Source organism: Pseudomonas sp. VEM90 (assembly GCF_054611535.1).
On the sequence record NZ_JBTRAR010000016.1, the window covers coordinates 51790 to 75741 of the forward strand.

General features: G+C 56.8%; 18 protein-coding genes. All 18 read left to right on the top strand.

Annotated elements, in window-relative coordinates:
- The first annotated feature begins 19 nt into the window (after positions 1-19).
- The 18 genes from mtnA (at position 20) to wecB (ending at position 23941) form a co-directional block, all read left to right on the top strand.
- Positions 20-1096 (top strand): S-methyl-5-thioribose-1-phosphate isomerase, encoded by a 1077-nt coding sequence (gene mtnA / locus ACYCCG_RS16430; RefSeq protein ID WP_176685051.1) that lies wholly within the window; start codon positions 20-22, stop codon positions 1094-1096.
- 365 nt (positions 1097-1461) lie between these two features.
- Positions 1462-4233, top strand: coding sequence for a DNA gyrase subunit A (gyrA, locus tag ACYCCG_RS16435; RefSeq protein ID WP_459671155.1), 2772 nt, complete (start codon positions 1462-1464; stop codon positions 4231-4233).
- Positions 4234-4447: 214 nt separating this feature from the next.
- Positions 4448-5533, top strand: coding sequence for a 3-phosphoserine/phosphohydroxythreonine transaminase (gene serC, locus ACYCCG_RS16440; RefSeq protein ID WP_176685053.1), 1086 nt, complete (start codon positions 4448-4450; stop codon positions 5531-5533).
- 1 nt (position 5534) lies between these two features.
- Positions 5535-6629 (top strand): prephenate dehydratase, encoded by a 1095-nt coding sequence (pheA, locus tag ACYCCG_RS16445; protein ID WP_003252669.1) that lies wholly within the window; start codon positions 5535-5537, stop codon positions 6627-6629.
- A 197-nt stretch (positions 6630-6826) separates the two neighbouring features.
- Complete coding sequence (locus ACYCCG_RS16450) at positions 6827-9034, top strand: bifunctional prephenate dehydrogenase/3-phosphoshikimate 1-carboxyvinyltransferase (protein ID WP_459671225.1); 2208 nt, start codon at positions 6827-6829, stop codon at positions 9032-9034.
- On the top strand, positions 9031-9717 hold the full coding sequence (gene cmk / locus ACYCCG_RS16455; protein ID WP_176685055.1) for a (d)CMP kinase: 687 nt from the start codon (positions 9031-9033) through the stop codon (positions 9715-9717). The genes ACYCCG_RS16450 and cmk overlap by 4 nt, the downstream gene beginning before the upstream one ends.
- 124 nt (positions 9718-9841) lie before the next feature.
- On the top strand, positions 9842-11518 hold the full coding sequence (gene rpsA / locus ACYCCG_RS16460; RefSeq protein ID WP_003252673.1) for a 30S ribosomal protein S1: 1677 nt from the start codon (positions 9842-9844) through the stop codon (positions 11516-11518).
- 908 nt (positions 11519-12426) lie between these two features.
- Positions 12427-12729: an integration host factor subunit beta gene (gene ihfB, locus ACYCCG_RS16465; protein ID WP_010952810.1), complete on the top strand. Its 303-nt coding sequence runs from the start codon at positions 12427-12429 to the stop codon at positions 12727-12729.
- A gap of 19 nt (positions 12730-12748) precedes the next feature.
- On the top strand, positions 12749-13012 hold the full coding sequence (locus tag ACYCCG_RS16470) for a lipopolysaccharide assembly protein LapA domain-containing protein (RefSeq protein WP_135192843.1): 264 nt from the start codon (positions 12749-12751) through the stop codon (positions 13010-13012).
- 102 nt (positions 13013-13114) lie between these two features.
- Positions 13115-14548: an MBL fold metallo-hydrolase gene (locus ACYCCG_RS16475; protein ID WP_459671159.1), complete on the top strand. Its 1434-nt coding sequence runs from the start codon at positions 13115-13117 to the stop codon at positions 14546-14548.
- A gap of 390 nt (positions 14549-14938) precedes the next feature.
- Entirely contained in the window at positions 14939-15982 is a 1044-nt protein-coding gene (locus ACYCCG_RS16480) for a Wzz/FepE/Etk N-terminal domain-containing protein (RefSeq protein ID WP_209964170.1), read from the top strand.
- Between the two features lie 48 nt (positions 15983-16030).
- Positions 16031-17281, top strand: coding sequence for an oligosaccharide flippase family protein (locus ACYCCG_RS16485; protein ID WP_209964173.1), 1251 nt, complete (start codon positions 16031-16033; stop codon positions 17279-17281).
- Positions 17282-17329: 48 nt separating this feature from the next.
- A complete protein-coding gene (locus ACYCCG_RS16490; RefSeq protein ID WP_459671162.1) occupies positions 17330-18331 on the top strand; it encodes a glycosyltransferase family 2 protein in 1002 nt (333 codons plus the stop codon).
- A 3-nt stretch (positions 18332-18334) separates the two neighbouring features.
- On the top strand, positions 18335-19360 hold the full coding sequence (locus ACYCCG_RS16495; RefSeq protein WP_209964181.1) for an EpsG family protein: 1026 nt from the start codon (positions 18335-18337) through the stop codon (positions 19358-19360).
- Positions 19361-19426: 66 nt separating this feature from the next.
- Complete coding sequence (locus ACYCCG_RS16500) at positions 19427-20638, top strand: glycosyltransferase (RefSeq protein ID WP_459671165.1); 1212 nt, start codon at positions 19427-19429, stop codon at positions 20636-20638.
- Positions 20631-21665: a polysaccharide biosynthesis protein gene (locus tag ACYCCG_RS16505; protein WP_064614017.1), complete on the top strand. Its 1035-nt coding sequence runs from the start codon at positions 20631-20633 to the stop codon at positions 21663-21665. The genes ACYCCG_RS16500 and ACYCCG_RS16505 overlap by 8 nt, the downstream gene beginning before the upstream one ends.
- Positions 21666-21669: 4 nt before the next feature.
- Complete coding sequence (wbjC, locus tag ACYCCG_RS16510) at positions 21670-22788, top strand: UDP-2-acetamido-2,6-beta-L-arabino-hexul-4-ose reductase (RefSeq protein ID WP_176685062.1); 1119 nt, start codon at positions 21670-21672, stop codon at positions 22786-22788.
- 22 nt (positions 22789-22810) lie between these two features.
- Positions 22811-23941 (top strand): non-hydrolyzing UDP-N-acetylglucosamine 2-epimerase, encoded by a 1131-nt coding sequence (gene wecB / locus ACYCCG_RS16515; protein ID WP_176685063.1) that lies wholly within the window; start codon positions 22811-22813, stop codon positions 23939-23941.
- The last annotated feature ends 11 nt before the right edge of the window (positions 23942-23952 follow it).

Sequence of the window (23952 nt, forward strand, 5' to 3'; positions counted from 1 at the left end):
CGAATGACGGGGAGAGGCAATGCGCGAGCGACTTTTGGCGGCGGAGAAGGTGACCGCGATCCGCTGGCAGGGCGGCGCCTTGCACCTGCTCGACCAGCGCCTGCTGCCGTCGGAGGAGCGTTGGCTGGCCTGCGACAATGTTGCGCAGGTGGCCGCAGCCATCCGCGACATGGCGGTGCGTGGCGCCTCGGCAATCGGTATTGCCGCAGCTTACGGCCTGGTACTGGCCCTTGAAGAGCGGCTGGCCGAAGGCGGCGATTGGGAAATGGACCTGGAAGACGACTTTCTCACCCTTGCCGAAGCGCGTCCTACCGCCGCCAACTTGTTCTGGGCGCTGAACCGCATGCGCGAGCGCCTGCAGCGCCTGCGGCCGGAAGAAGACGCTCTGGCAGCGCTGGAGGCTGAAGCGGCGGCCATTCACGAGAGCGACCGTGAGGCCAACCTGACCATGGCCCAGCAGGGTATCGAGCTGATCCGACGCCATCAGGGCAATGCCCAGGCCCTGCTCACCTTCGGCAATGCCGGCGCCCTTGCCACTGGCGGCTTTGGCACCGCGCTGGGGGTGATCCGTGCCGGCTACCTGGAAGGCATGGTCGAGCGGGTTTATGCCGGTGAAACTCGCCCTTGGCTGCAGGGCTCCCGTCTGACCGGCTGGGAACTGGCCAACGAGGGCATCCCGGTGACCCTTTGTGCCGACTCTGCGCTGGCCCACCTCATGAAGACCAAAGGCATCACCTGGGTGGTGGTGGGGGCGGACTGCATCGCTGCCAATGGCGACATGGCCGGCAAGATCGGCACCTATCAGCTGGCCGTCAGTGCCATGCACCATGGCGTGCGCTTCATGGTGGTGGCGCCGAGCACCAGCATCGACCTGAACCTGGCCACGGGCGAGGATATCCCGCTGGAGGAGCGTGACGCCGACGAGTGGCTGGACTTCGGCGGTACCCGGGTGTCGCCGGGTGTCGAGGTATTCAACCCGGTGTTCGATGTGACCCCGGCCGACCTGATTGACGTTATCGTGACCGAACGGGGTGTTGTCGAGCGCCCGGATACCGCCAAACTGGCCCAGTTGATTTGCCGCAAGCGCCTGCACTGATTTTGTATCGCCTCACCGGCCTCTTCGCGGGCTTGCCTGCTCCCACAGGGATATCGCATGGCCTTAGGGCTGTGGTGAACCTGTGGGAGCGGGCGAGCCCGCGAAGAGGCCGGTGCCGGCAATACAAAAACCAGGTTTCAAACGCGGCTGAGACCAACTGCCACCTCTCCCCACCGCCCCCGCGTTTGTGATAACATCCGGCAGTTTCCAAGACCGCCCATCACGGCGGCCTTCATTGCGCAGATCCATGGCACAACTCATTGATTTGTCGTAAGTCGTCGCACCCTTATGCGCTGCGGCGGCGAGCTTCGTTCGGCCCTTGATGGAGCTGCGAAGTTTCACCAGAAAAAGGAATCAGGCTTCTCATGGGCGAACTGGCCAAAGAAATCCTCCCGGTCAATATCGAAGACGAACTGAGACAGTCTTACCTCGACTACGCGATGAGCGTGATTGTCGGGCGAGCGCTGCCCGATGCGCGTGACGGCTTGAAGCCCGTGCATCGCCGCGTTCTCTATGCGATGAGCGAACTGGGCAACGACTGGAACAAACCGTACAAGAAATCCGCCCGTGTGGTCGGTGACGTGATCGGTAAGTACCACCCGCACGGCGACACTGCGGTCTACGACACCATCGTGCGTATGGCCCAGCCGTTCTCGTTGCGCTACCTGCTGGTCGACGGCCAGGGCAACTTCGGTTCGGTGGACGGCGACAACGCCGCAGCCATGCGATACACCGAAGTGCGCATGACCAAACTGGCCCACGAGCTGCTGGCCGACCTGCACAAGGAAACCGTCGATTGGGTGCCCAACTACGACGGCACCGAGCAGATCCCGGCGGTCATGCCGACGCGTATTCCCAACCTGCTGGTCAACGGTTCCAGCGGTATCGCCGTGGGCATGGCGACCAATATTCCGCCGCATAACCTCGGCGAGGTCATCGATGGCTGCCTGGCGCTCATCGACAACCCGGAAGTCACCATCGATGAGCTGATGCAGCACATCCCTGGCCCGGACTTCCCGACTGCCGGCATCATCAACGGTCGCCAGGGCATCATCGAGGCCTATCGCACCGGGCGTGGCCGTATCTACATGCGCGCCCGCTCCGAGATCGAAGACATCGACAAGGTTGGCGGCCGCCAGCAGATCGTGATCACCGAGCTGCCGTACCAGCTGAACAAGGCGCGCCTGATCGAAAAGATCGCCGAGCTGGTCAAAGAGAAGAAGATCGACGGCATCACCGAGCTGCGCGACGAGTCCGACAAGGACGGCATGCGCATCGTCATCGAGCTGCGTCGCGGCGAGGTGCCAGAGGTGGTGCTCAACAACCTCTACCAGCAAACCCAGCTGCAGAGCGTGTTTGGCATCAACGTGGTGGCTCTGGTCGACGGCCGTCCGCGCCTGCTCAACCTCAAGGACCTGCTCGAAGCGTTCGTGCGTCACCGCCGTGAGGTGGTGACCCGTCGTACGGTATTCGAGCTGCGCAAGGCCCGTGAACGTGGCCATATCCTTGAAGGCCAGGCGGTCGCGCTGTCCAACATCGACCCGGTCATTGCCCTGATCAAGGCTTCGCCGACGCCGTCCGAAGCCAAGGAAGCCCTGGTTTCCACGCCGTGGGAATCCAGTGCCGTGCAGGTCATGGTCGAGCGCGCCGGCGCCGATTCCTGCCGTCCTGAGGACCTGCCGGAGCAGTACGGTCTGCATGACGGCAAGTACTTCCTGTCGCCGGAACAGGCCCAGGCCATTCTCGACCTGCGCCTGCACCGCCTGACCGGCCTGGAGCACGAGAAGCTGCTGGCCGAGTACCAGGAAATCCTCGAGCAGATCGGCGAGCTGATCCGCATCCTCAGCAGCGCCGAGCGCCTGATGGAAGTGATTCGCGAGGAGCTGGAGGCCATCCGTGCCGAGTACGGCGATGCCCGTCGCACCGAAATCCTCAATGCCAGCCACGACCTCAACTACGGCGACATGATCCCGGAAGAAGAGCGCGTGGTCACCATCTCCCATGGTGGTTATGCCAAGACCCAGCCATTGTCCGCCTACCAGGCCCAGCGCCGCGGTGGCAAAGGCAAGTCGGCGACCGGCGTGAAGGACGAGGACTACATCGAGCACCTGCTGGTCGCCAACAGCCACGCCACCCTGTTGCTGTTCTCCAGCAAGGGCAAGGTGTACTGGAAGAAGACCTACGAAATCCCCGAAGCGTCCCGCGCTGCCCGTGGTCGCCCGCTGGTCAACCTGCTGCCGCTGGAGGAGGGTGAGCGCATCACCGCCATGCTGCAGATCGACCTCGAAGCGCTGCAGCAGAACGCCGACCTCGACGAAGAACTGGAAGAAGCTGAAGACACCGTGCTCGAGGGTGAGCTGGTAGAGGCCGAGGAAGTCGACGAAGAAGACGGTGACACCCCGGAGTGGGTTGCAGAGCCGACCGGCGCGTACATCTTCATGGCGACCGCTTCCGGTACCGTCAAGAAGACCCCGCTGGTGCAGTTCGCCCGTCCGCGTTCCAACGGCCTGATCGCCCTGAAGCTGAAAGAAGGCGACACCCTGATTGCCGCGGCCATCACCGATGGTGCCAAGGAAGTCATGATGTTCTCCGACGCTGGCAAGGTCATCCGCTTTGCCGAGAGCGTCGTGCGTGAAATGGGTCGCAACGCCCGTGGTGTACGCGGTATGAAGCTGGGCAAAGGTCAGCAGATCATTTCGATGCTTATCCCGGAGTCCGGCTCGCAGATCCTCACCGCCTCCGAGCGTGGCTTTGGCAAGCGCACCCCGCTGTCCAAGTTCCCACGTCGCGGCCGCGGTGGCCAGGGTGTGATCGCCATGGGTACCAAGGGGCGCAACGGCTTGCTGATCGGTGCTATCCAGGTGCAGGAAGGCGAGGAGATCATGCTGATTTCCGACCAGGGTACGCTGGTTCGCACCCGGGTTGGCGAGGTATCCAGCCTGGGCCGCAACACCCAGGGGGTTACGTTGATCAAGCTGGCGGCCGATGAGACGCTGGTGGGCCTGGAGCGTATCCAGGAGCCGTCCGAGGACGAACTCGATGAGGTGATCGAGACGGACGAGGAGGGTGTCGAGGCTGTAGCGCCAGACAATGAAAATGAAGAAGCAGCGGGTACCGAAGAGGCCCCGCAAGAGTAATCAAGCGTGAAACCCGAACGGGGCGACCAAGGTCGCCCCGTTTGACTGATAACAGCTGGCAAAGCCCGACCTTGTGGGAGCGGGCATGCCCGCGAAGCAGACACTGCGGTAGATGGCACCGGCTTTGCCGGTGTTCGCGGGCTCGCCCGCTCCCACAGGGTCGCTGCTAACCCATGTGATAGTTTTTGTTCTATTTGGCAGAGCGAGAGTGGATGTGAGCAAACGAGCCTTTAACTTCTGCGCAGGCCCTGCCGCGCTTCCTGACGCTGTCTTGCAGCGCGCACAGGCCGAGATGCTGGACTGGCGTGGTAAGGGCTTGTCGGTGATGGAAATGAGCCATCGCAGCGACGATTACGTGGCCATCGCCGAAAAGGCCGAGCAGGACCTGCGTGACCTGCTGTCCGTCCCCTCCAACTACAAGGTGCTGTTCCTGCAAGGGGGCGCCAGCCAGCAGTTCGCTGAAATCCCGCTGAACCTGTTGCCGGAAAACGGCACAGCCGACTACATCGAAACCGGCATCTGGTCGAAAAAGGCCATCGAGGAAGCGCGCCGTTTCGGCAACGTCAACGTCGCCGCCACTGCCAAGCCTTACGACTACCTGGCCATCCCCGGCCAGAACGAGTGGAACCTGACCCAAAACGCTGCCTACGTGCACTATGCGTCCAACGAGACCATTGGTGGCCTGCAGTTTGACTGGGTGCCGCAAACCGGTGACGTGCCGTTGGTGGTCGATATGTCGTCCGACATCCTCTCGCGCCCGATCGATGTGTCGCAGTACGGCCTGATCTACGCCGGCGCGCAGAAGAATATCGGCCCAAGCGGCCTGGTGGTGGTGATCGTGCGCGAAGACCTGTTGGGTCATGCCCGCAGCAGCTGCCCGACCATGCTCGACTACAAGGTTTCGGCTGACAACGGGTCGATGTACAACACCCCGGCCACCTACTCTTGGTACCTCTCGGGCCTGGTCTTCGAGTGGCTGAAGGAGCAGGGCGGCGTTGATGCCATGGAGCAGCGCAACCGTGCCAAGAAAGACCGCCTTTACGGCTTCATCGACCGCAGCGAGTTCTATACCAACCCGATCAGCGTCAACGCCCGTTCGTGGATGAACGTGCCGTTCCGCCTGGCTGACGAGCGCCTGGACAAGGCCTTCCTCGCGGGCGCCGACGCGCGTGGCCTGCTCAACCTCAAGGGCCACCGTTCGGTTGGCGGCATGCGTGCCTCCATCTACAACGCCCTGGGCCTGGAAGCGGTAGAAGCGCTGGTAGGCTACATGGCTGAATTCGAGAAGGAGCATGGCTGATATGTCCGAACAGGAGCTCAAGGCGCTGCGCGTGCGCATCGACAGCCTCGACGAGAAAATCCTCGAGCTGATCAGCGACCGCGCCCGCTGCGCCGAAGAAGTAGCCCGGGTCAAGACTGCCTCGCTCAAGGAAGGCGAGAAGCCGGTGTTCTACCGTCCCGAGCGTGAAGCTGCGGTGCTCAAGCGCGTGATGGAGCGCAACAAGGGGCCGCTGGGCAACGAAGAGATGGCGCGGCTGTTCCGCGAAATCATGTCGTCGTGCCTGGCCCTGGAAGAACCGCTGAAAATCGCCTACCTCGGCCCAGAAGGCACCTTCACCCAGGCGGCGGCCATGAAGCACTTCGGTCACGCGGTGATCAGTCGCCCGATGGCGGCCATCGACGAAGTGTTCCGTGAGGTGGCGGCCGGTGCCGTCAACTTCGGTGTGGTGCCGGTGGAAAACTCCACTGAAGGTGCGGTCAGCCACACCCTGGACAGCTTCCTCGAGCATGACATGGTGATTTGCGGTGAGGTCGAGCTGCGTATTCACCACCACCTGCTGGTGGGCGAGAACACCAAGACCGACAGCATCACCCGCATCTACTCCCACGCCCAGTCGCTGGCCCAGTGCCGCAAGTGGCTGGACGCGCACTACCCGAACGTGGAGCGCGTGGCTGTATCGAGCAATGCCGAAGCGGCCAAGCGGGTCAAGGGTGAGTGGAATTCGGCGGCGATCGCCGGTGACATGGCGGCCAATCTGTACGGTTTGACCCGTCTGGCCGAGAAGATCGAAGACCGCCCGGACAACTCCACGCGCTTCCTGATGATCGGCAACCAGGAAGTACCGCCGACCGGCGACGACAAGACCTCGATCATCGTTTCGATGAGCAACAAGCCAGGAGCCTTGCATGAGTTGCTGGTGCCGTTCTATCAGAACGGCATCGACCTGACCCGTATCGAGACCCGCCCGTCGCGCAGCGGCAAGTGGACCTACGTGTTCTTCATCGACTTCGTCGGCCACCACCGCGACCCGCTGATCAAGGCGGTGCTCGAGCAGATCAGCCAGGAGGCTGTGGCGCTGAAGGTGCTGGGCTCTTATCCGAAGGCGGTGCTTTGATTCAGGGGCCTTGGGGCTGCCTTGCAGCCCTTCGCGGGCATGCCCGCTCCCACAGTGAGCATGTGATGCCGATCTCTGTGGGAGCGGGCGAGCCCGCGAAGGGCCGCGCCGCGGCCCCAATGGCCCTCACAGGCTACCTAGATTTCTGAACAGGGTTCGCACCAGTGGTAAATGCAGCAAAAACCAAACCCGCGCCCATCATCGACCGCCTGGTCGTGGTCGGCCTGGGCCTGATCGGCGGCTCGTTCGCCAAGGGCCTGCGTGAAAGCGGCCTGTGCCGCGAAGTGGTCGGTGTCGACCTGGATGCCCTCTCGCGCAAGCAGGCTGTGGCCTTGGGGGTGGTCGACCGCTGCGAAGAAGACCTCGCCGCCGCTTGTGTGGGCGCCGATGTCATCCAGCTGGCCGTACCGATCCTGGCCATGGAAAAAGTCCTGGCGCGCCTGGCCCTGCTAGACCTGGGTGATGCGACCATCACCGACGTTGGCAGCGCCAAGGGCAACGTCGTGCGTGAGGCGCGTGCCGTCTTCGGTGCACGCCTGCCGCGCTTCGTCCCGGGCCACCCCATCGCCGGGTCCGAGCAGAGCGGGGTAGAGGCGTCGAATGCCACCTTGTTCCGTCGGCACAAGGTCATCCTCACGCCGCTGGCCGAAACCGACCCCGCCGCGCTGGCCATGGTTGACCGCCTGTGGCGTGCGCTGGATGCCGATGTGGAGCACATGTCGGTCGAGCGCCATGACGAAGTACTGGCCGCCACCAGCCATCTGCCACACCTGCTGGCCTTTGGCCTGGTCGACTCGCTGGCCAAACGCAATGAAAACCTCGAGATCTTCCGGTACGCTGCGGGTGGATTCCGCGATTTCACAAGAATCGCCGGCAGCGACCCGACCATGTGGCATGACATCTTCCTCGCCAACCGCGACGCTGTCCTGCGCACACTTGATACATATCGCAGCGATCTCGACGCCTTGCGCGACGCGATCGCTGAAGGGGATGGGCACCAGCTGCTGGGTGTATTCACCCGCGCACGGGCTGCCCGCGAGCATTTCAGTAAAATCCTGGCCCGCCGGGCCTATGTGGACGCTATGAACGCCAACGATCTGATTTTCCAGGCCCAACCGGGTGGCCGCCTGAACGGGCGGATCCGTGTACCGGGCGACAAGTCGATTTCCCATCGCTCGATCATGCTCGGCTCGCTGGCCGAAGGTACTACCGAGGTCGAAGGCTTCCTCGAAGGCGAAGACGCGCTGGCGACCCTGCAGGCATTTCGTGACATGGGTGTGGTCATCGAAGGCCCCAACCACGGTCGCGTGACCATTCACGGCGTGGGCCTGCATGGCCTCAAGCCGCCACCAGGGCCGCTGTACGTGGGTAACTCCGGTACCTCGATGCGCCTGCTGTCGGGCCTGTTGGCCGGTCAGTCGTTCGATGTCACCATGACCGGCGACGCCTCGCTGTCCAAGCGCCCGATGAACCGTGTGGCCAACCCGCTGCGCGAAATGGGTGCTGTGGTCGAAACCGGCCCGGACGGCCGCCCGCCGCTGACCATTCGTGGTGGCCACAAGCTCAAAGGGCTGACCTACACGCTGCCGATGGCTAGCGCCCAGGTCAAATCCTGCCTGTTGCTGGCTGGTCTGTACGCCGAAGGCAAGACCACTGTCACCGAGCCTGCGCCTACCCGTGACCACACCGAGCGCATGCTGCGCGGTTTTGGCTACTCGGTCGACAGCAATGGCCCGGTGGCCTCGCTGCAGTCCGGTGGCAAGCTGACCGCTACCCGGATCGAAGTGCCGGCTGACATTTCCTCGGCAGCGTTCTTCCTGGTGGCAGCCTCTATCGCTGAAGGCTCCGAGCTGGTGCTGGAGCATGTCGGCATCAACCCGACCCGTACCGGCGTGATCGACATCCTGCGCCTGATGGGCGGCGACATCACCCTGGAAAACCAGCGTGAGGTGGGCGGCGAGCCTGTGGCCGACCTGCGTGTGCGCGGTGCCAAGCTGAAGGGTATCGACATTCCTGAAGCATTGGTGCCGCTGGCCATCGACGAATTCCCGGTATTGTTCGTGGCGGCTGCCTGCGCTGAAGGGCGTACCGTGCTGCGTGGCGCCGAAGAGCTGCGGGTCAAGGAGTCCGACCGCATCCAGGTGATGGCCGATGGCCTGATCACCTTGGGCATCAAGTGCGAGCCGACCCCGGACGGCATCATCATCGACGGCGGCCAGTTGGGCGGCGGCGAAGTGCATGGGCATGGTGATCACCGCATCGCCATGGCCTTCAGCGTGGCCTCGCTGCGCGCCAGTGCACCGATTCGCATTCACGACTGCGCCAACGTCGCCACCTCGTTCCCCAACTTCCTGGCGCTGTGTGCCGAAGTGGGTATTCGCGTGGCAGAAGAGGGCAAGTCGTGAATTCGCTGGCACCGGTTATTACCATCGACGGGCCAAGCGGCTCGGGCAAGGGCACTGTCGCCGGGCTGATGGCCCGCGAGCTGGGCTGGAAGCTGCTGGACTCCGGCGCGCTGTATCGCTTGCTGGCATTCAATGCGAGCAACCACGGCGTCGACCTGACCAACGAAGAGCTGCTGACCAAGCTTGCCGCTCATCTGGATGTGCAGTTCATCGCTGCCGAGCCCGGTAAGCTGCAGCAGATCATCCTTGAGGGTGAGGACGTCAGCAACGTCATCCGTACCGAAACCGTCGGTGCCGGTGCATCGATGGTGGCGTCGCTGCCGGCGGTGCGTGATGCGCTGCTGGTGCGTCAGCGTGAGTTCCGCGAAGTGCCGGGGCTGATTGCTGACGGTCGCGACATGGGTACCGTGGTGTTCCCGGACGCGCCATTGAAGGTCTTCCTCACCGCCAGCGCGGAGGAGCGCGCACGTCGCCGCTACCTGCAGTTGAAGGGCAAGGGTGAAGATGTTAGTCTGTCGAGTCTGCTGGATGAGATTCGTGCACGTGATGAACGTGACACCCAACGTGCAGTGGCCCCGCTGAAACCAGCGGCCGATGCCATTCAGTTGGACTCTACCGAGTTGTCCATCGAGCAGGTGTTGCAACGTATCAGAAGCGAGATCGCCCAGCGCGACCTTATCTGATAGCCAGGAAAGCAGGCAGGGGCACCAGTCAACGTCCTGCCGGCTTTCCTTTACTTAAAACGAACCCACATTGTCTGGAATGTGGTTATGGGCGTTTGTTTCGCCCGAATCTACAGGAATTAAAATGAGCGAAAGCTTTGCAGAACTCTTTGAAGAAAGCCTGAAAACCCTCAATCTTCAGCCGGGTGCGATCATCACCGGTATCGTTGTCGACATCGACGGCGACTGGGTTACCGTACACGCTGGCCTGAAGTCCGAGGGCGTCATCCCGCTCGAGCAGTTCTACAACGAAGCTGGCGAGCTGACCATCAAGGTCGGTGACGAAGTTCACGTTGCGCTGGACGCGGTCGAAGACGGCTTTGGCGAAACCAAACTGTCCCGTGAAAAAGCCAAGCGCGCCGAGTGCTGGATTGTTCTGGAAGCAGCTTTCGCCGCCGAAGAAGTGGTCAAGGGCGTTATCAACGGTAAGGTTAAGGGCGGCTTCACTGTCGACGTTAACGGCATCCGTGCGTTCCTGCCGGGCTCCCTGGTTGATGTCCGCCCAGTGCGCGACACCACCCACCTTGAAGGCAAAGAGCTGGAATTCAAGGTCATCAAGCTGGACCAGAAGCGCAACAACGTTGTCGTTTCCCGTCGCAGCGTGCTGGAAGCCGAGAACAGCGCCGAGCGCGAAGCCCTGCTGGAAACCCTGCAGGAAGGCCAGCAAGTCAAAGGTATCGTCAAGAACCTCACCGACTACGGCGCATTCGTGGACCTGGGCGGTATCGACGGCCTGCTGCACATCACCGACATGGCCTGGAAGCGCATCAAGCACCCATCGGAAATCGTTAACGTTGGCGACGAAGTCGACGTACGCGTTCTGAAGTTCGACCGTGAGCGCAACCGCGTTTCGCTGGGTCTGAAGCAGATGGGCGAAGATCCGTGGGTAGCTATCACTGCCCGTTACCCAGAAGGTACTCGCGTACAGGCTCGCGTTACCAACCTGACCGACTACGGCTGCTTCGCTGAGCTGGAAGAAGGCGTTGAAGGTCTGGTACACGTTTCCGAAATGGACTGGACCAACAAGAACATCCACCCGTCGAAAGTCGTTCAGGTTGGCGACGAAGTGGAAGTCATGGTTCTGGACATCGACGAAGAGCGTCGTCGTATCTCCCTGGGCATCAAGCAGTGCAAGTCCAACCCATGGGAAGACTTCTCCGGCCAGTTCAACAAGGGTGACAAGATCACCGGTACCATCAAGTCGATCACCGACTTCGGTATCTTCATTGGCCTGGACGGCGGCATCGACGGCCTGGTTCACCTGTCCGACATCTCCTGGAACGAAACCGGCGAAGAAGCCGTACGTCGTTTCAAGAAGGGCGACGAGCTGGAAACCGTCATCCTGTCGGTCGACCCAGAGCGCGAGCGCATCTCCCTGGGCATCAAGCAGCTGGAAGACGATCCGTTCTCCAACTTCGTTGCTGTCAATGACAAGGGCGCTATCGTCAAGGGCATCGTGAAAGAAGTTGACGCCAAAGGCGCCATCGTCACCCTGGCCGACGACATCGAAGCCACTCTGAAAGCTTCCGAAATCAGCCGTGACCGCGTTGAAGACGCGCGTAACGTTCTGAAGGAAGGCGAAGAGATCGAAGCCAAGATCATCAGCGTTGACCGCAAGTCCCGCGTTATCAGCCTGTCGATCAAGTCGAAAGACGACGCTGAAGAGCGCGAAGCTATCCAGAGCCTGAAAAACGCTCCGGAAGCTGCTGCCGACACCACCATGGCTGCGCTGCTGCGCGAAGCAATGGCCAAGCAGAACTGAGTTCTGTTTGATCGGTAAAAAGGGCGACCCTCGGGTCGCCCTTTTTTTATGCCTGCAATCAAGCGGCGCGGCGGTTGTCACCGCTGGACCACGCCAGCTTCAGGCTGGCACAACCCAGTGTACGGTGGATGACACCGGCATCGCCGGTGTTCGCGGGTAAACCTGCGCCTACGCCGATGGCGCCGGACCACTTCAGGCAGACACCCCCTCCATTGTAGGAGCGGGTTCACCCGCGAATCAGGCGCCACGGTGGATGGCACCGGCATCGCCGGTGTTCGCGGGTAAACCCGCGCCTACGCCGATGGCGCCGGACCACACTAACTTCAGGCTGACACCCCCATTGTAGGAGCGGGTTCACCGCGAATCAGGCGCCACGGTGGGAGGGCACCGGCATCGCCGGTGTTCGCGGGTAAGCCCGCGCCTACGCCGATGGCGCCGGACCACGCTAACTTCAGGCTGACACCCTCCATTGTAGGAGCGGGGTCACCCGCGAATCAGGCGCCACGGTGGATGGCACCGGCATCGCCGGTGTTCGCGGGTAAACCCGCGCCTACGCCGATGGCGCCGGACCACGCTAACTTCAGGCTGACACCCCCATTGTAGGAGCGGGTTCACCCGCGAATCAGGCGCCACGGTGGATGGCACCGGCATCGCCGGTGTTCGCGGGTAAACCCGCGCCTACGCCGATGGCGCCGGACCACGCTAACTTCAGGCTGGCACCCCCCATTGTAGGAGCGGGTTCACCCGCGAATCAGGCAGCGCTGGCCTGTCTAAGCGGTAGACCATTCTTGAATTACTTCAATCTTGAATTTTTTTATTAAGTCAAGATCCACCCTGTTCAAATCCTTCCCGGCGTGCTACAAACTGGTTAAGCAATGATCTAGCTGCTTGATAACGAAGGGAAAAATATGACGAAGTCGGAGCTGATCGAACGTATTGTCACCCATCAGGGGCTGCTCTCGTCCAAGGACGTGGAGCTGGCCATCAAGACCATGCTTGAGCAGATGTCACAATGCCTGGCTACCGGCGATCGCATCGAGATCCGCGGTTTTGGCAGCTTCTCGCTGCACTATCGCGCCCCACGCGTAGGCCGTAATCCCAAGACCGGCCAGTCGGTCAGCCTCGAAGGCAAGTTCGTGCCGCATTTCAAACCCGGCAAAGAGTTGCGCGACCGGGTCAATGAAGACGAGCATGAAGAGGCCCACACCTGATTCCCAAAGGAGCAATCTGATGCGTAACTTCAAGCGCGCCCTGGCGGCGGTCTTCGTGCTGCTATTGGCGGCTGTGGTGCTGTTCTTCGTGCTGGAGAACCAGCAAACCGTGTCATTGGTCCTGTTCGGTTGGGCTGCACCCGCCATGCCGGTTGCTGTCCTGGTATTGGCCGCTTTGGTCATTGGCCTGGCAGTCGGGCCATTGCTGGGGGCCTACGGCGTGCAGCGCAGCAAGCGCAAGATCAGGGCGTCTGCCCGTGAGGCGGCACTGAGCGGCAACTAAGGAAATGTCCTACACCTAATAAAGAAAGGTTCACCTATGCATGCGTCGGCCGTCATGGAGTAATAGTCCACTTCATTTTCGGTCCAGGCGAGTGTGCGCAGCATGGAATATCCCAGCCTTTCCCATCATGGTGGTACCCGCGGCGTCACTGGGTCCTGCCATCAGTTGCACCTTGATCCCTCCGTTAGCCTGCTGATTGATTGCGGCCTTGAGCAAGGGAATGAGGCGCCGTCGGATGCGGAGACCGCGGCGCTCGGCTTCGATATCCAGGGCATTCAGGCACTGGTCATCACCCATGTCCATCTCGACCATGTTGGGCGCATCCCTGCGCTGCTGGCAGCGGGTTACCGTGGCCCTATCCTGTGCAGCGAGCCCTCAGCCCGGCTGCTGCCGCTGGTACTGGAAGACGCCTACAAGCTGAGTATCAGCAGCAAGCCTGCGCAGGTGGCGCGCTATCTCGATTTCATCCGTGACCTCATCGTGCCGCTGCCCTTCGAGCAGTGGCACACGGTGGCCGAGCGCCCGGGTCTTGCCTGTCGTATTCGTCTGCAGCGCGCAGGGCATCTGCTGGGGTCCGCTTATGTCGAGTGCGATATGCAGCATGAGCAAACCAACACCCGGTATGTGTTTTCTGGCGACCTGGGCGCTTGCGGCAACCCGTTGCTGCGTCCGGTGCAGCCTCCGGAGCGCGCCGACGTGCTAGTGCTGGAAAGCACCTACGGCGACCGCCTGCACCCACAGGCAGGCGACCGCCGCCAGCGACTGGAAGACGCCATCGATCGAGCCCTCGCCGACAAGGGCACCATCCTGATTCCCGCATTCAGTCTTGGTCGTACCCAGGAGCTGCTGTATGAACTGGAAGATATTCTTCATCGCAAAGCCCTGCTGAACACTACCGGTCCGGCTCCGGACGGGGAGCCGATCGACTGGTCACAGTTGCCCGTCATCCTCGATTCGCCCTTGGCTCAGCGCATCACCAGCGTGTACCGGGAGCTGCACGAATACTGGAATGCAGAAGCCAAGGCGCGTGTTGAAGCGGGGCGCGATCCACTCGGCTTCAGTCAGCTGATCAGTGTGGACACCCATGCCCGCCACCAGCAGGTGGTCAACTACCTCAAGAGCACAGGGCGCCCTGCAATCGTAATCGCCGGCAACGGGATGTGTTCGGGTGGGCGTATCGTCAATTACCTCAAGGCCATGCTGGGGGATCCGCGGCATGAGGTGATGTTTGTGGGGTACCAGGCTAAGGGGACGCCGGGGGCGGTGATACAGGCGAGTGAGGGGGCTGAAGGGTTTGTGCAGGTTGATTTGGATGGGCGGATGTATGAAGTGCGGCTTAAGGTCATGACGATCGCTGGCTTTGCAGGGCATGCAGATCAGTTTGGGCTCGTGCGCTTCGCTCTGCAGGGGCGGTCTCCTGCAGGACGAGTGTTGCTTGTACATGGTGAGATCAGTGCCAAGCTGCAACTACTACAAGCATTGCGCAGCAGCGCGGTTGCTTCGAACCTCACATTGGAAGTTGGTATACCAAAATAGCAGAACAGATTAATGGTTTTTTTCTCCGGAACTTTTTGAACCAAGCGATCTCTACTTCAACCTTAAACGATCGTCCTGAATACGGTTACCAGATTTTAGATTTTTTGTATAGTCAAAATCCAAGTCTGCTCAATTGATATTTATTCGCATTTGTGGAGGGCGTTGCAGTCACTCTTGCTATTGCTTTCGTATGGGATATTCTAGCTCTGAAGAGCCTGCTGGTATGAGGAGTGCATCGAGCAGCACTTTTGGGCAGTAAAATTTCCCCCCCCCCTTGCGGATGCTGTTCGACATCCGCTGTATTTATTTTCCCCCCGTTTTTGGGTTGCTGGCTCGGCGGTGGGGAGGGGCGAATGCAGCAGTGCAGGTGAAAACAAGGAAAAAAATCGAATGGCTAGCGAGCTATACCGGGGTGGCGAGGAAGTTGATCTAAGCGAGCTATTTAAAAGCTTGTTCGAGCAAAAGGTTTTGATAATCGGGTTAACGATCGCATTCTTATTGTTGGCAGTACTTTACGCTTTTACACGTCAGCCTATTTATCAAGCTGATCTAGCGATCGTAGCACCTTCCCATAACGATATTTCTGCCATAAATTATGGGCGCGGTGAAGCAGTTGGCCTGCCGTTAATTTCCGTTAGGGAGGTGTATGATTTATATGCGCGAGTACTATATTCGGAAAATGCGCGACGCAAAGTGTTTGAAGAAATCTATCTTCTCTCGCTTCCTGAAAGCGAGAAAGCGATGTCTCAGAATGTGATGTTCAGACAGTTTTCTCGTTCGTTTGTAATCAGCAAGGCAGGTGATGATGCGGCTGCACGCTATGTGATCAGCGTCTCTTATTCTGAGCCAGCGGTAGCGGCGGAGTGGGCAGACGCACTTGCGGATACCGCTGCTGAAATGACGAAGAACGAGTTGGTGAAAAATGCCGTTTCAGATGCGTCCTTGCGTGCCGCCATGTTGGGTAGAGAAATCTCCGGTAAACGTGAGGTGGCGCGCAAGGAGCGGGAAGATAGGCTGAGTAAGTTGAAAGAGGCGCTGGCAATCGCCTTGGCTGTTGGCTTGAAGAAGCCTCCTATCATTACGGGGAGTGCTTCGGAGTTGTCGGCGCGAATGGATGGAGATCTCGCCTATATGCGCGGTAGTGATGCTATTCGGGCCGAAATAGATAATATGGAGAGGCGTAACTCCGACGATCCATATATTGATAACTTGCGTCAGCTTGAAGAGCGTATGGCTTTTTATCAGAACTTTAAGGTTAGCGACGATGGCTTTCGTGTTTATCGGCGGGATGGCGTGCTTGCGGTGCCTGATCAACCCGTTAAACCCAGAAAAATTTTGATTATATTGGGTGGGCTCGTGCTGGGGCTAGGTCTGGGAATATTCATTGCACTAATTCGGTTTTTCGTGCGTGGAAAGAAAGAAAGATTTGCATAATGAACGGCTTGGCTCAGGTGCTGGCTGATGTGGTAAAAGGGGCGTAAATTGGACTTGGGTCAGGTTAAAATACTTTATAAGAACAACCTGAAGGTGGTTAGTAATTACCTGCATATGACGGTATTGCAGGTTATGAATTCTTTTTTTTATCTCATTATATATCCCTATGTTATTCACCGGCTTGGGGTGGAAAATTTTGGGCTGTATGTATTTGCATCCGGTGTTGCCATGTATTTCATGGTGTTTGTGAATTTTGGCTTCGATATTCATGCAGCAAAGTTAGTGTCGCTTGAGCAAGATAACAAGCTCGGGCATGGCAGCCTGATGGCTCGCGTGTTGTTGGCCAAAAGCTGGTTAGTCTGTGTCGCTACGGTAATATTCTTGCCGTTGATGATGTTTTTTGAGTTTATGCGTGGGCATTGGCTAGTGTTTGTCTTGGCCTATGCCAATGTGCTGTCCAGTGTGCTTCTGCCGCAGTGGTACTTCCATGGTATGCAGAAGATGAAGGTGTTGACGACTATTCAACTGGTGTTGAAATTGTTGTCATTGCCGTTAATTTTTCTACTTGTTACCCAGGAAGGGGATGTGGTGTTTTACACTGCGATTACTGTCGGGGTCAATGTGCTTGCCAGTCTGCTGGCATTTCTATTTGCAAGTCGGGGGTGCGAGCGCCCTGCGTTTCCGGCTGGTAAAGAGGTAAAGGCATTGTTGTTGGAAGTGCAGCCGTTTTTCTGGTCTACAGCGGCCAACACATTTAAGCAGAAAAGTATTGAAATTATAATTGGTAGTCTATTCGGTATGCGAGAGGTTGCGATCTATGACCTTGCGAACAAAATCTTTTCGGTGCCGAGTCTGTTGGCGTCAAATATTAATGCGGCATTGTTCCCTGTTCTGATTCGCAGCGCACGACGTGAGTTGATTAGCAAGATTATAAAGATCGAGCTCGGCGTAGGCCTGCTGTGTATCTTGTCGGTTGTAATTGGTGGGTATTGGGTGGTGGCGTTTATTGCGCCTCCTGGCATGGAGCAGGCATATTACCTGTCGATCCTGCTCAGCATCAGTATCTTGACTTACCTCATTGTCGGTAGTCATATTTATTTTATCTATGTGCCAAACCAGTGTTATGGTCTAGTGCTAAAAAATCAGATAGTTTCGATTATCTCATTCTATTGCTTTTGTGCGCTTTACTTGAGCGTCCATTGGGATATAAGTTCTGTTGTGTTCGGTTTGGTGAGCTCGGCCATGCTTGAGATTGCATACAGCTATAGCCTTGTAAAGAAAGTGCCTGAATATCAATAGTTTGTCTGGAATTTACGCCCGGTCAAGAAATGAAAGGTAGGCGATTTTATGGAAAGATTCGACGTTCCGGTGGCTTTGTTCTTGTTCAAGCGCATCGACAAACCCCTGGAAATCATCAAGCAGCTTGCCAAAATCGCTCCTGCGCGTCTCTATCTGCTCTCTGATGGTGGGCGAACCGACGACGAGCGGTGTCAGGTTGCTGAGTGTCGTGATGCGATTGAGCGCGCCATTACCTGGGAGTGCGAAGTCGTAAAGAAATATGAGGCTCAGAACGTAGGTGTTTACGAAAATATTGCTGGCGGCGCAAAGTGGGTGCTGCAGCGAGAGCCGTTTGCCATCTTTTTGGAAGACGATAATTTTCCGGAGATTACCTTTTTTCAGTTCTGCAAAGAGCTATTAGAAAGATACGAGAACGATACTCGTGTCTTGTGGATCTGCGGTACTAACTATTTAAAGACGTACGCGCCGCAAGATGGTTCCAGTTATGTATTTACCAAGAACATGATGCCATGTGGCTGGGCGTCTTGGGCAAGTAAGTTTATTCCCTTCTACGACGGTGAGCTTACCCTGTGGCAAGATTCCTATGTGCGTGATCGTATTCGTAAGGAATATGCATACGAGAAACTCTACTATCAGGATCGGTACAATGTTGAGTATGAATTGGATGCCAAGGCTAAGACTGGGCGGTTCTATTCATGGGACTATCAAATGAGTTTTTCCATCCGTGCCCATAATTTGTATGGCATTGTGCCGGCGTACAATCAGATTACCAACATTGGGGTGGATAATGATTCGACGCACGGTGGCACATCAATGGAGGATGTAATGACCGAGCGATTCTGCGGTCTGCCAACACGGCCTATGGAATTTCCGTTAAGGCATCCAAAGGCGTTGTTGATTGACGATACCTTTGAGGTTGCCGTTGCCAAAATTATTCTCCACCCAAAGTTTTTTTCAGTAAAATCAAGGCTTTCGCGCACCGTTCGAAAGCTGCTTGGTATCCGTAAGACAGAAAGTATTCTTGGTTACTTAAAGAGCAAGTTAGCCTGAGCCATGGCGACGATGCAGAGCAGGTATCTCTCGATTATTTTGTCCATCCCAGTGTTCCTGCTGATGTGGGCGTTGTACGGGTGGAATACTTGGAATGGTGATCGCGATGGTTATGAGTTGTATTATAATACGCGTATTACCCTGGCTAGTTGGGGTAAGGAGGTTGGATATGGCTATCTTAATATAATAGCGAAGCAGGCTGGAATATCATTTGGTCATTTCCAGATTGCCCTTTCACTGGTTACGCTGCTGCTTGTATATCGCTATGTCTTGAAAAAAGCTATTGCGCCCGTGGCATCAATGCTGGCTTATTTCGTGTGCTTCTTCGCGTTAGATTTTGTTTTGATGCGAAATTTTCTAGCTTTTGCTATATGTCTGCAGGCGATGCTGTATTTGTATGAAGGGGGCTGGCGGGGGCGCCTCGCCTACGCGTTTCTAATTTTGCTGGCGACCAGTATCCATCAATCTTCGCTTGTTTACATGGTATTCGTGGTAATGCCTTTGGGGCGGGTGCTACCGTTGAATCGCCTTCTTTTTTTCTGCGGCATCTTCATATCTGCTTACGTCATGGTTCGCTATTTCGTAGCGCTTCCAGACTCGATAGCTGCGCACTTTAGTTACTATGCTACTTCATTGAAAAGTTCGCTTTTCAATTCGGCGGTTCACTTGCTCTCGGTGTTGTCTTTGGTACTGGTTGCGTTGAGTGAGCGGAAGAATTTGTTGCGTGGTGTAGCGGTTGATGAGCGGGATAGAGAGTTGATCTTTATCTGTAATGTCAATTGCTTGTCGCTGCTTTTTATTCCGCTGTATTTTGAGTCGGAAATTTTTATCCGGTTGCTCCGTTTTGTGCTGTTCTTCAATTTATTGCACTGCGTTAATTCACTGTTTATGTGGCGAAAGAGTTATTTTCTTATATTGTGTTATCTGTCATTCTTGATGCTTTACCTCATTTTATTTTTTTTGGTTCCTGTGGCTGAGTATTCGGTCATACCGCTATTTAAGAATAATGCACTGTTAGGGTTGGGTTGATGGGGCATACATAATGGAGCAGATTCTGTTGGGTGCAAGGGTCGACGTTCAGGTTGAGGCGCATTTATGAGAGTAGTATTTCTGGGAGGGGTGTTCACAGATACTGACCGTGAATCAATTGTCAGCTATTCGCAGGGTAGCATTCAGTTTGCGGCGGACACATTGCAGAAAAACTATATCCGTGGTTTCAGCGAATGCCCTGAGATCAGCGGGATAACGGTGGTCAATCTTCCGTTTATAGGTGCGTACCCGCGAAGGTATAAGGAAATTTTCTATTCGCCCGCAGTCGCGCTAGAACAAATGAATGGCGCCACTGTCAAAAACAAGCCCTTTTTCAACCTGACGATCATCAAGAACCTGCACAAGGTCATGGTTGCCTATCGAGGCATACAAGACAGCCTGCCAAAAGGCGGAGGGGAGCGCACGTTACTAGTCTGTTATTCCATGCACCTCCCGTTTCTTATTGCGTGCAGGTTGATCCGTGCAATACGTAAGGATGTGGATTTTTGCGTAATTGTGCCGGACCTTCCAGAGTATATGGCAGCTCGCTCCGGCCTGACTAAGCTTGTCTTTCAGGGTTTGGCGCGGATTTCATACCGAATTGTCAATGGGGCCGACAGCGTCGTCGCGATCACTGATGCGATGCTTGACGTATTTTCACCAAGACTCAAAAAGGTTGTTGTTGAGGGCATAGCAGACAGTGATTATGTCAGCCGTCCGTCTTCGTCCGTGCGCAAGCCCTATTTCTTGTATAGTGGTACCTTGGACAGACGATATGGTATTCGCAAACTGCTGGACGCATTCCTTGCATCCGGCGTTGAGAATTATGAGCTTTATATTTGTGGTGATGGCGATGATCGTGCCAATGTGGAAAGCGTTTCTGCAGAAAATGGTAAAGTGAAATACCTGGGTCAGTTGGACAGAAATGCTGTTCTGAAGTTGCAGCGAGAAGCTACGCTGCTGATTAATCCGCGTGATAATGAGTCGGCGTTTACTAAGTACTCGTTTCCATCAAAGGTAATCGAGTACATGTCTTCTGGTGTGCCGGTCATGATGTATGCGCTTGACGGTATACCTAAAGAATATTATCGTTTTTGCTACCTGGTTCCACCCGGTCCGGAGGGGCTGAAAGAGATGATAGCCAAGGTGGCCTCGTTCGATGTCGATGAGCTCAGCGAAATGGGGCGGTCGGCAAAAAAATTTATTGCAGATCATAAAATGCCCAGTGCTCAAATCGCCAAGGTGCTGGATGCCATAAAAGGGAAAACCTATGTTTGAAGGCAAGAAATTACTCATTACCGGCGGAACCGGATCGTTTGGCAATGCTGTTCTCAAGCGTTTTCTGGATACTGATATTGCAGAAATCCGCATTTTCAGTCGGGACGAAAAGAAACAGGATGACATGCGCAAGCGATATGCCAGCTCTAAGCTGAAGTTTTATATCGGCGATGTGCGTGATTATCAAAGCCTTTTGAACGCGACACGAGGTGTTGATTACATCTTTCATGCGGCCGCGCTGAAGCAGGTTCCGTCCTGCGAGTTCCACCCAATGGAGGCGGTCAAAACCAATGTCATTGGTACCGAAAACCTTCTGGAGGCCGCTATTCAGAACGAAGTACGTCGGGTTGTTTGCCTGAGTACTGACAAGGCGGTCTACCCGATCAACGCCATGGGTATTTCCAAGGCGATGATGGAAAAGGTGATGGTTGCAAAATCGCGTAACGTCGATGAGAAAAAAACTGTGATTTGCGGTACTCGCTACGGCAACGTCATGGCTTCACGCGGTTCGGTCATCCCACTGTTCATCGAACAGATTCGTGCCGGTCAGGCGCTGACACTGACTGACCCTAACATGACGCGATTCATGATGACATTGTCCGATGCCGTCGACCTGGTGCTGTATGCCTTTGAACACGGTAACAACGGCGATTTGTTCGTGCAGAAAGCGCCTGCAGCAACCATCGAAGTGCTGGCCAAGGCGCTGACCGAACTGGTTGGCAAACCGCAGCACCCGATCAATGTCATCGGTACCCGTCATGGCGAAAAACTCTACGAAGCCCTGCTGAGCCGGGAGGAACTGGTATGTGCCGAGGACATGGGTGACTACTACCGTGTGCCGCCAGACCTGCGTGACTTGAACTATGCGAAGTTTGTGGAAGAGGGCGAGACCCGTCTCTCAATTACCGAGGACTATAACTCCCACAACACCCAGCGCCTTGATGTTGCCGGAATGCAGCAATTGCTGCGCAAACTCGACTTTATTCGCGCCATAGAACGCGGCGAGCATGCCACCCCGGAGGAGTGAAGCGATGAAAGTACTGGTCACAGGGGCAAATGGTTTCGTAGGGCGCAACCTGCTGGTGCACCTTGGCGAGCGCAAGGACATCGAGGTAGTGCTTTTCACTCGGGAGCATGCCCTTGAGTCGCTGCGCGAAAAGGTTTGTGGTGTGGACTTTGTGTTCCATCTGGCGGGCATAAACCGGCCGAAAGACCCCGAGGAATTCAAGGTAGGCAATGCTGACCTGACCTTGGAACTGTGCCGGGCTATCAAGGCAACTGGGCGGCAGATTCCTGTCCTCTATACTTCGTCGAGCCAGGCTGAACTGGATAACGCCTACGGTGCCAGCAAGCGTGGCGCCGAAGAGGCTCTGTCAGAGTTACAGTCACAACATGGCTCGGCCGTGCATCTGTTCCGCCTGCCTAATGTGTTTGGCAAGTGGGCACGGCCGAACTATAACTCGGCTGTGGCTACGTTTTGCCACAACATCGTGCATGACTTGGAAATCACCATCAATGACCCTCATGCGCTTATCAACCTCGTTTACATTGATGATGTAATCAAAGCATTTGTCCAGGTGCTAGATGGAGTTAAATCCGGCACGCCGTTTGCTAAGGTAGAGCCGCAATACAGCATCACAGTGGGTGAACTGGCAGACCTACTACGTACCTTCCGCGACAGCCGTGCGAGCATGGTCACGGAGGCAGTGGGTACCGGCTTGATACGAGCCTTGTATTCGACCTACCTGAGCTACGTCCCCCCCGAGAGTTTCACCTATAAGGTGCCCAAGCATGGCGACCCGCGAGGCGTGTTTGTCGAGATGCTAAAAACCAAGGACAGTGGCCAGTTTTCCTACTTCACCGCGCACCCAGGCATCACCCGAGGCGGCCATTACCACCACACAAAGACCGAAAAGTTTTTGGTGATCAAAGGTAAGGCGTGTTTTCGCTTCCGTCACGTGGTATCTGGGGCGTTCCACGAACTGTTCACCTCTGGCGAAGAGCCGGAGATTGTCGAGACTGTCCCTGGTTGGACCCACGACATCACCAACGTAGGTGATGACGAGATGATCGTCATGCTTTGGGCCAACGAAATTTTCGACCGTGAGAACCCTGATACCTACGCTCGGCCAGTAGGCACCGAAGCCTGAACGGGCCCGAGAGGATGAACTGATGAAAAAACTGAAAGTTGTCACTGTTGTTGGCACCCGCCCGGAGATCATCCGGCTATCGCGCGTGATTGCGCGCCTGGATGAATACTGCGAGCACATTCTGGTTCACACCGGCCAGAACTATGACTACGAGCTTAATGAAATCTTCTTCCAGGACTTGGGCATCCGCAAACCTGATCATTTCCTGAACGCAGCAGGCGCGAGTGGGGCTGAAACGATCGGCAATGTGATCATCGCGGTAGACAAAGTGCTGGCTGAGGTCAAGCCGGAGGCCTTATTGGTCCTTGGCGACACCAACAGTTGCATGGCCGTGTTGCCTGCCAAGCGCCGGAAGATTCCGACCTTTCACATGGAGGCGGGCAACCGCTGCTTCGACATGCGTGTTCCGGAAGAAATCAACCGCCGCATTGTTGACCATACCGCTGATATAAATCTTACCTACAGCACCATCGCCCGTGATTACTTGCTGCGCGAAGGTCTGCCAGCCGATCAGATCGTCAAAACCGGCAGCCCTATGTTCGAAGTGCTTGAGCACTATCGCATAGGTATCGAAGCTTCGGACGTTTTGCAACGTCTTGGATTAGAGCCGGGTAAGTTCTTTGTCGTGAGCGCTCACCGCGAAGAAAACATTGATTCCGATAAGAATTTCCTCAAGCTGGTGGATGTACTTAATACCGTGGCGGCAGAGTTTGATCTGCCGGTAATCGTCTCTACCCACCCCCGTACGCAGAAGCGAGTTGATGCCATGGGTATCAACTTCCACGCCAACGTGCGTTTGCTGAAACCGCTAGGGTTCAAGGATTACAACAAGCTGCAGTCCGAAGCACGCGCCGTGCTTTCTGATAGCGGCACTATCAACGAGGAAGCCTCCATTCTAAACTTCCCCGCATTGAACATTCGCGAAGCGCACGAACGGCCTGAAGGGATGGAAGAGGCTGCGGCGATGATGGTAGGTCTCGAGGTAGAGCGCGTACTGCAAGGCCTGGGCATCCTCGAACGGCAGGCGCGGGGCGCTATACGGGACCTGCGTCTGGTTTACGATTACAGCATGCCAAATGTTTCCGACAAGGTTGTGCGAATTTTGCACAGCTATACCGACTACGTGAATCGCGTGGTATGGAAGCGCTACTGAACCGGAAGCTA

Coding starts and splice junctions, on each gene's coding strand:
- mtnA (WP_176685051.1), top strand. CDS start 20: ATGCGCGAGCGACTTTTGGCGGCGGAGAAGGTGACCGCGATCCGCTGG.
- gyrA (WP_459671155.1), top strand. CDS start 1,462: ATGGGCGAACTGGCCAAAGAAATCCTCCCGGTCAATATCGAAGACGAA.
- pheA (WP_003252669.1), top strand. CDS start 5,535: ATGTCCGAACAGGAGCTCAAGGCGCTGCGCGTGCGCATCGACAGCCTC.
- rpsA (WP_003252673.1), top strand. CDS start 9,842: ATGAGCGAAAGCTTTGCAGAACTCTTTGAAGAAAGCCTGAAAACCCTC.
- ihfB (WP_010952810.1), top strand. CDS start 12,427: ATGACGAAGTCGGAGCTGATCGAACGTATTGTCACCCATCAGGGGCTG.
- ACYCCG_RS16470 (WP_135192843.1), top strand. CDS start 12,749: ATGCGTAACTTCAAGCGCGCCCTGGCGGCGGTCTTCGTGCTGCTATTG.
- ACYCCG_RS16475 (WP_459671159.1), top strand. CDS start 13,115: ATGGAATATCCCAGCCTTTCCCATCATGGTGGTACCCGCGGCGTCACT.
- ACYCCG_RS16480 (WP_209964170.1), top strand. CDS start 14,939: ATGGCTAGCGAGCTATACCGGGGTGGCGAGGAAGTTGATCTAAGCGAG.
- ACYCCG_RS16490 (WP_459671162.1), top strand. CDS start 17,330: ATGGAAAGATTCGACGTTCCGGTGGCTTTGTTCTTGTTCAAGCGCATC.
- ACYCCG_RS16495 (WP_209964181.1), top strand. CDS start 18,335: ATGGCGACGATGCAGAGCAGGTATCTCTCGATTATTTTGTCCATCCCA.
- ACYCCG_RS16500 (WP_459671165.1), top strand. CDS start 19,427: ATGAGAGTAGTATTTCTGGGAGGGGTGTTCACAGATACTGACCGTGAA.
- ACYCCG_RS16505 (WP_064614017.1), top strand. CDS start 20,631: ATGTTTGAAGGCAAGAAATTACTCATTACCGGCGGAACCGGATCGTTT.
- wbjC (WP_176685062.1), top strand. CDS start 21,670: ATGAAAGTACTGGTCACAGGGGCAAATGGTTTCGTAGGGCGCAACCTG.
- wecB (WP_176685063.1), top strand. CDS start 22,811: ATGAAAAAACTGAAAGTTGTCACTGTTGTTGGCACCCGCCCGGAGATC.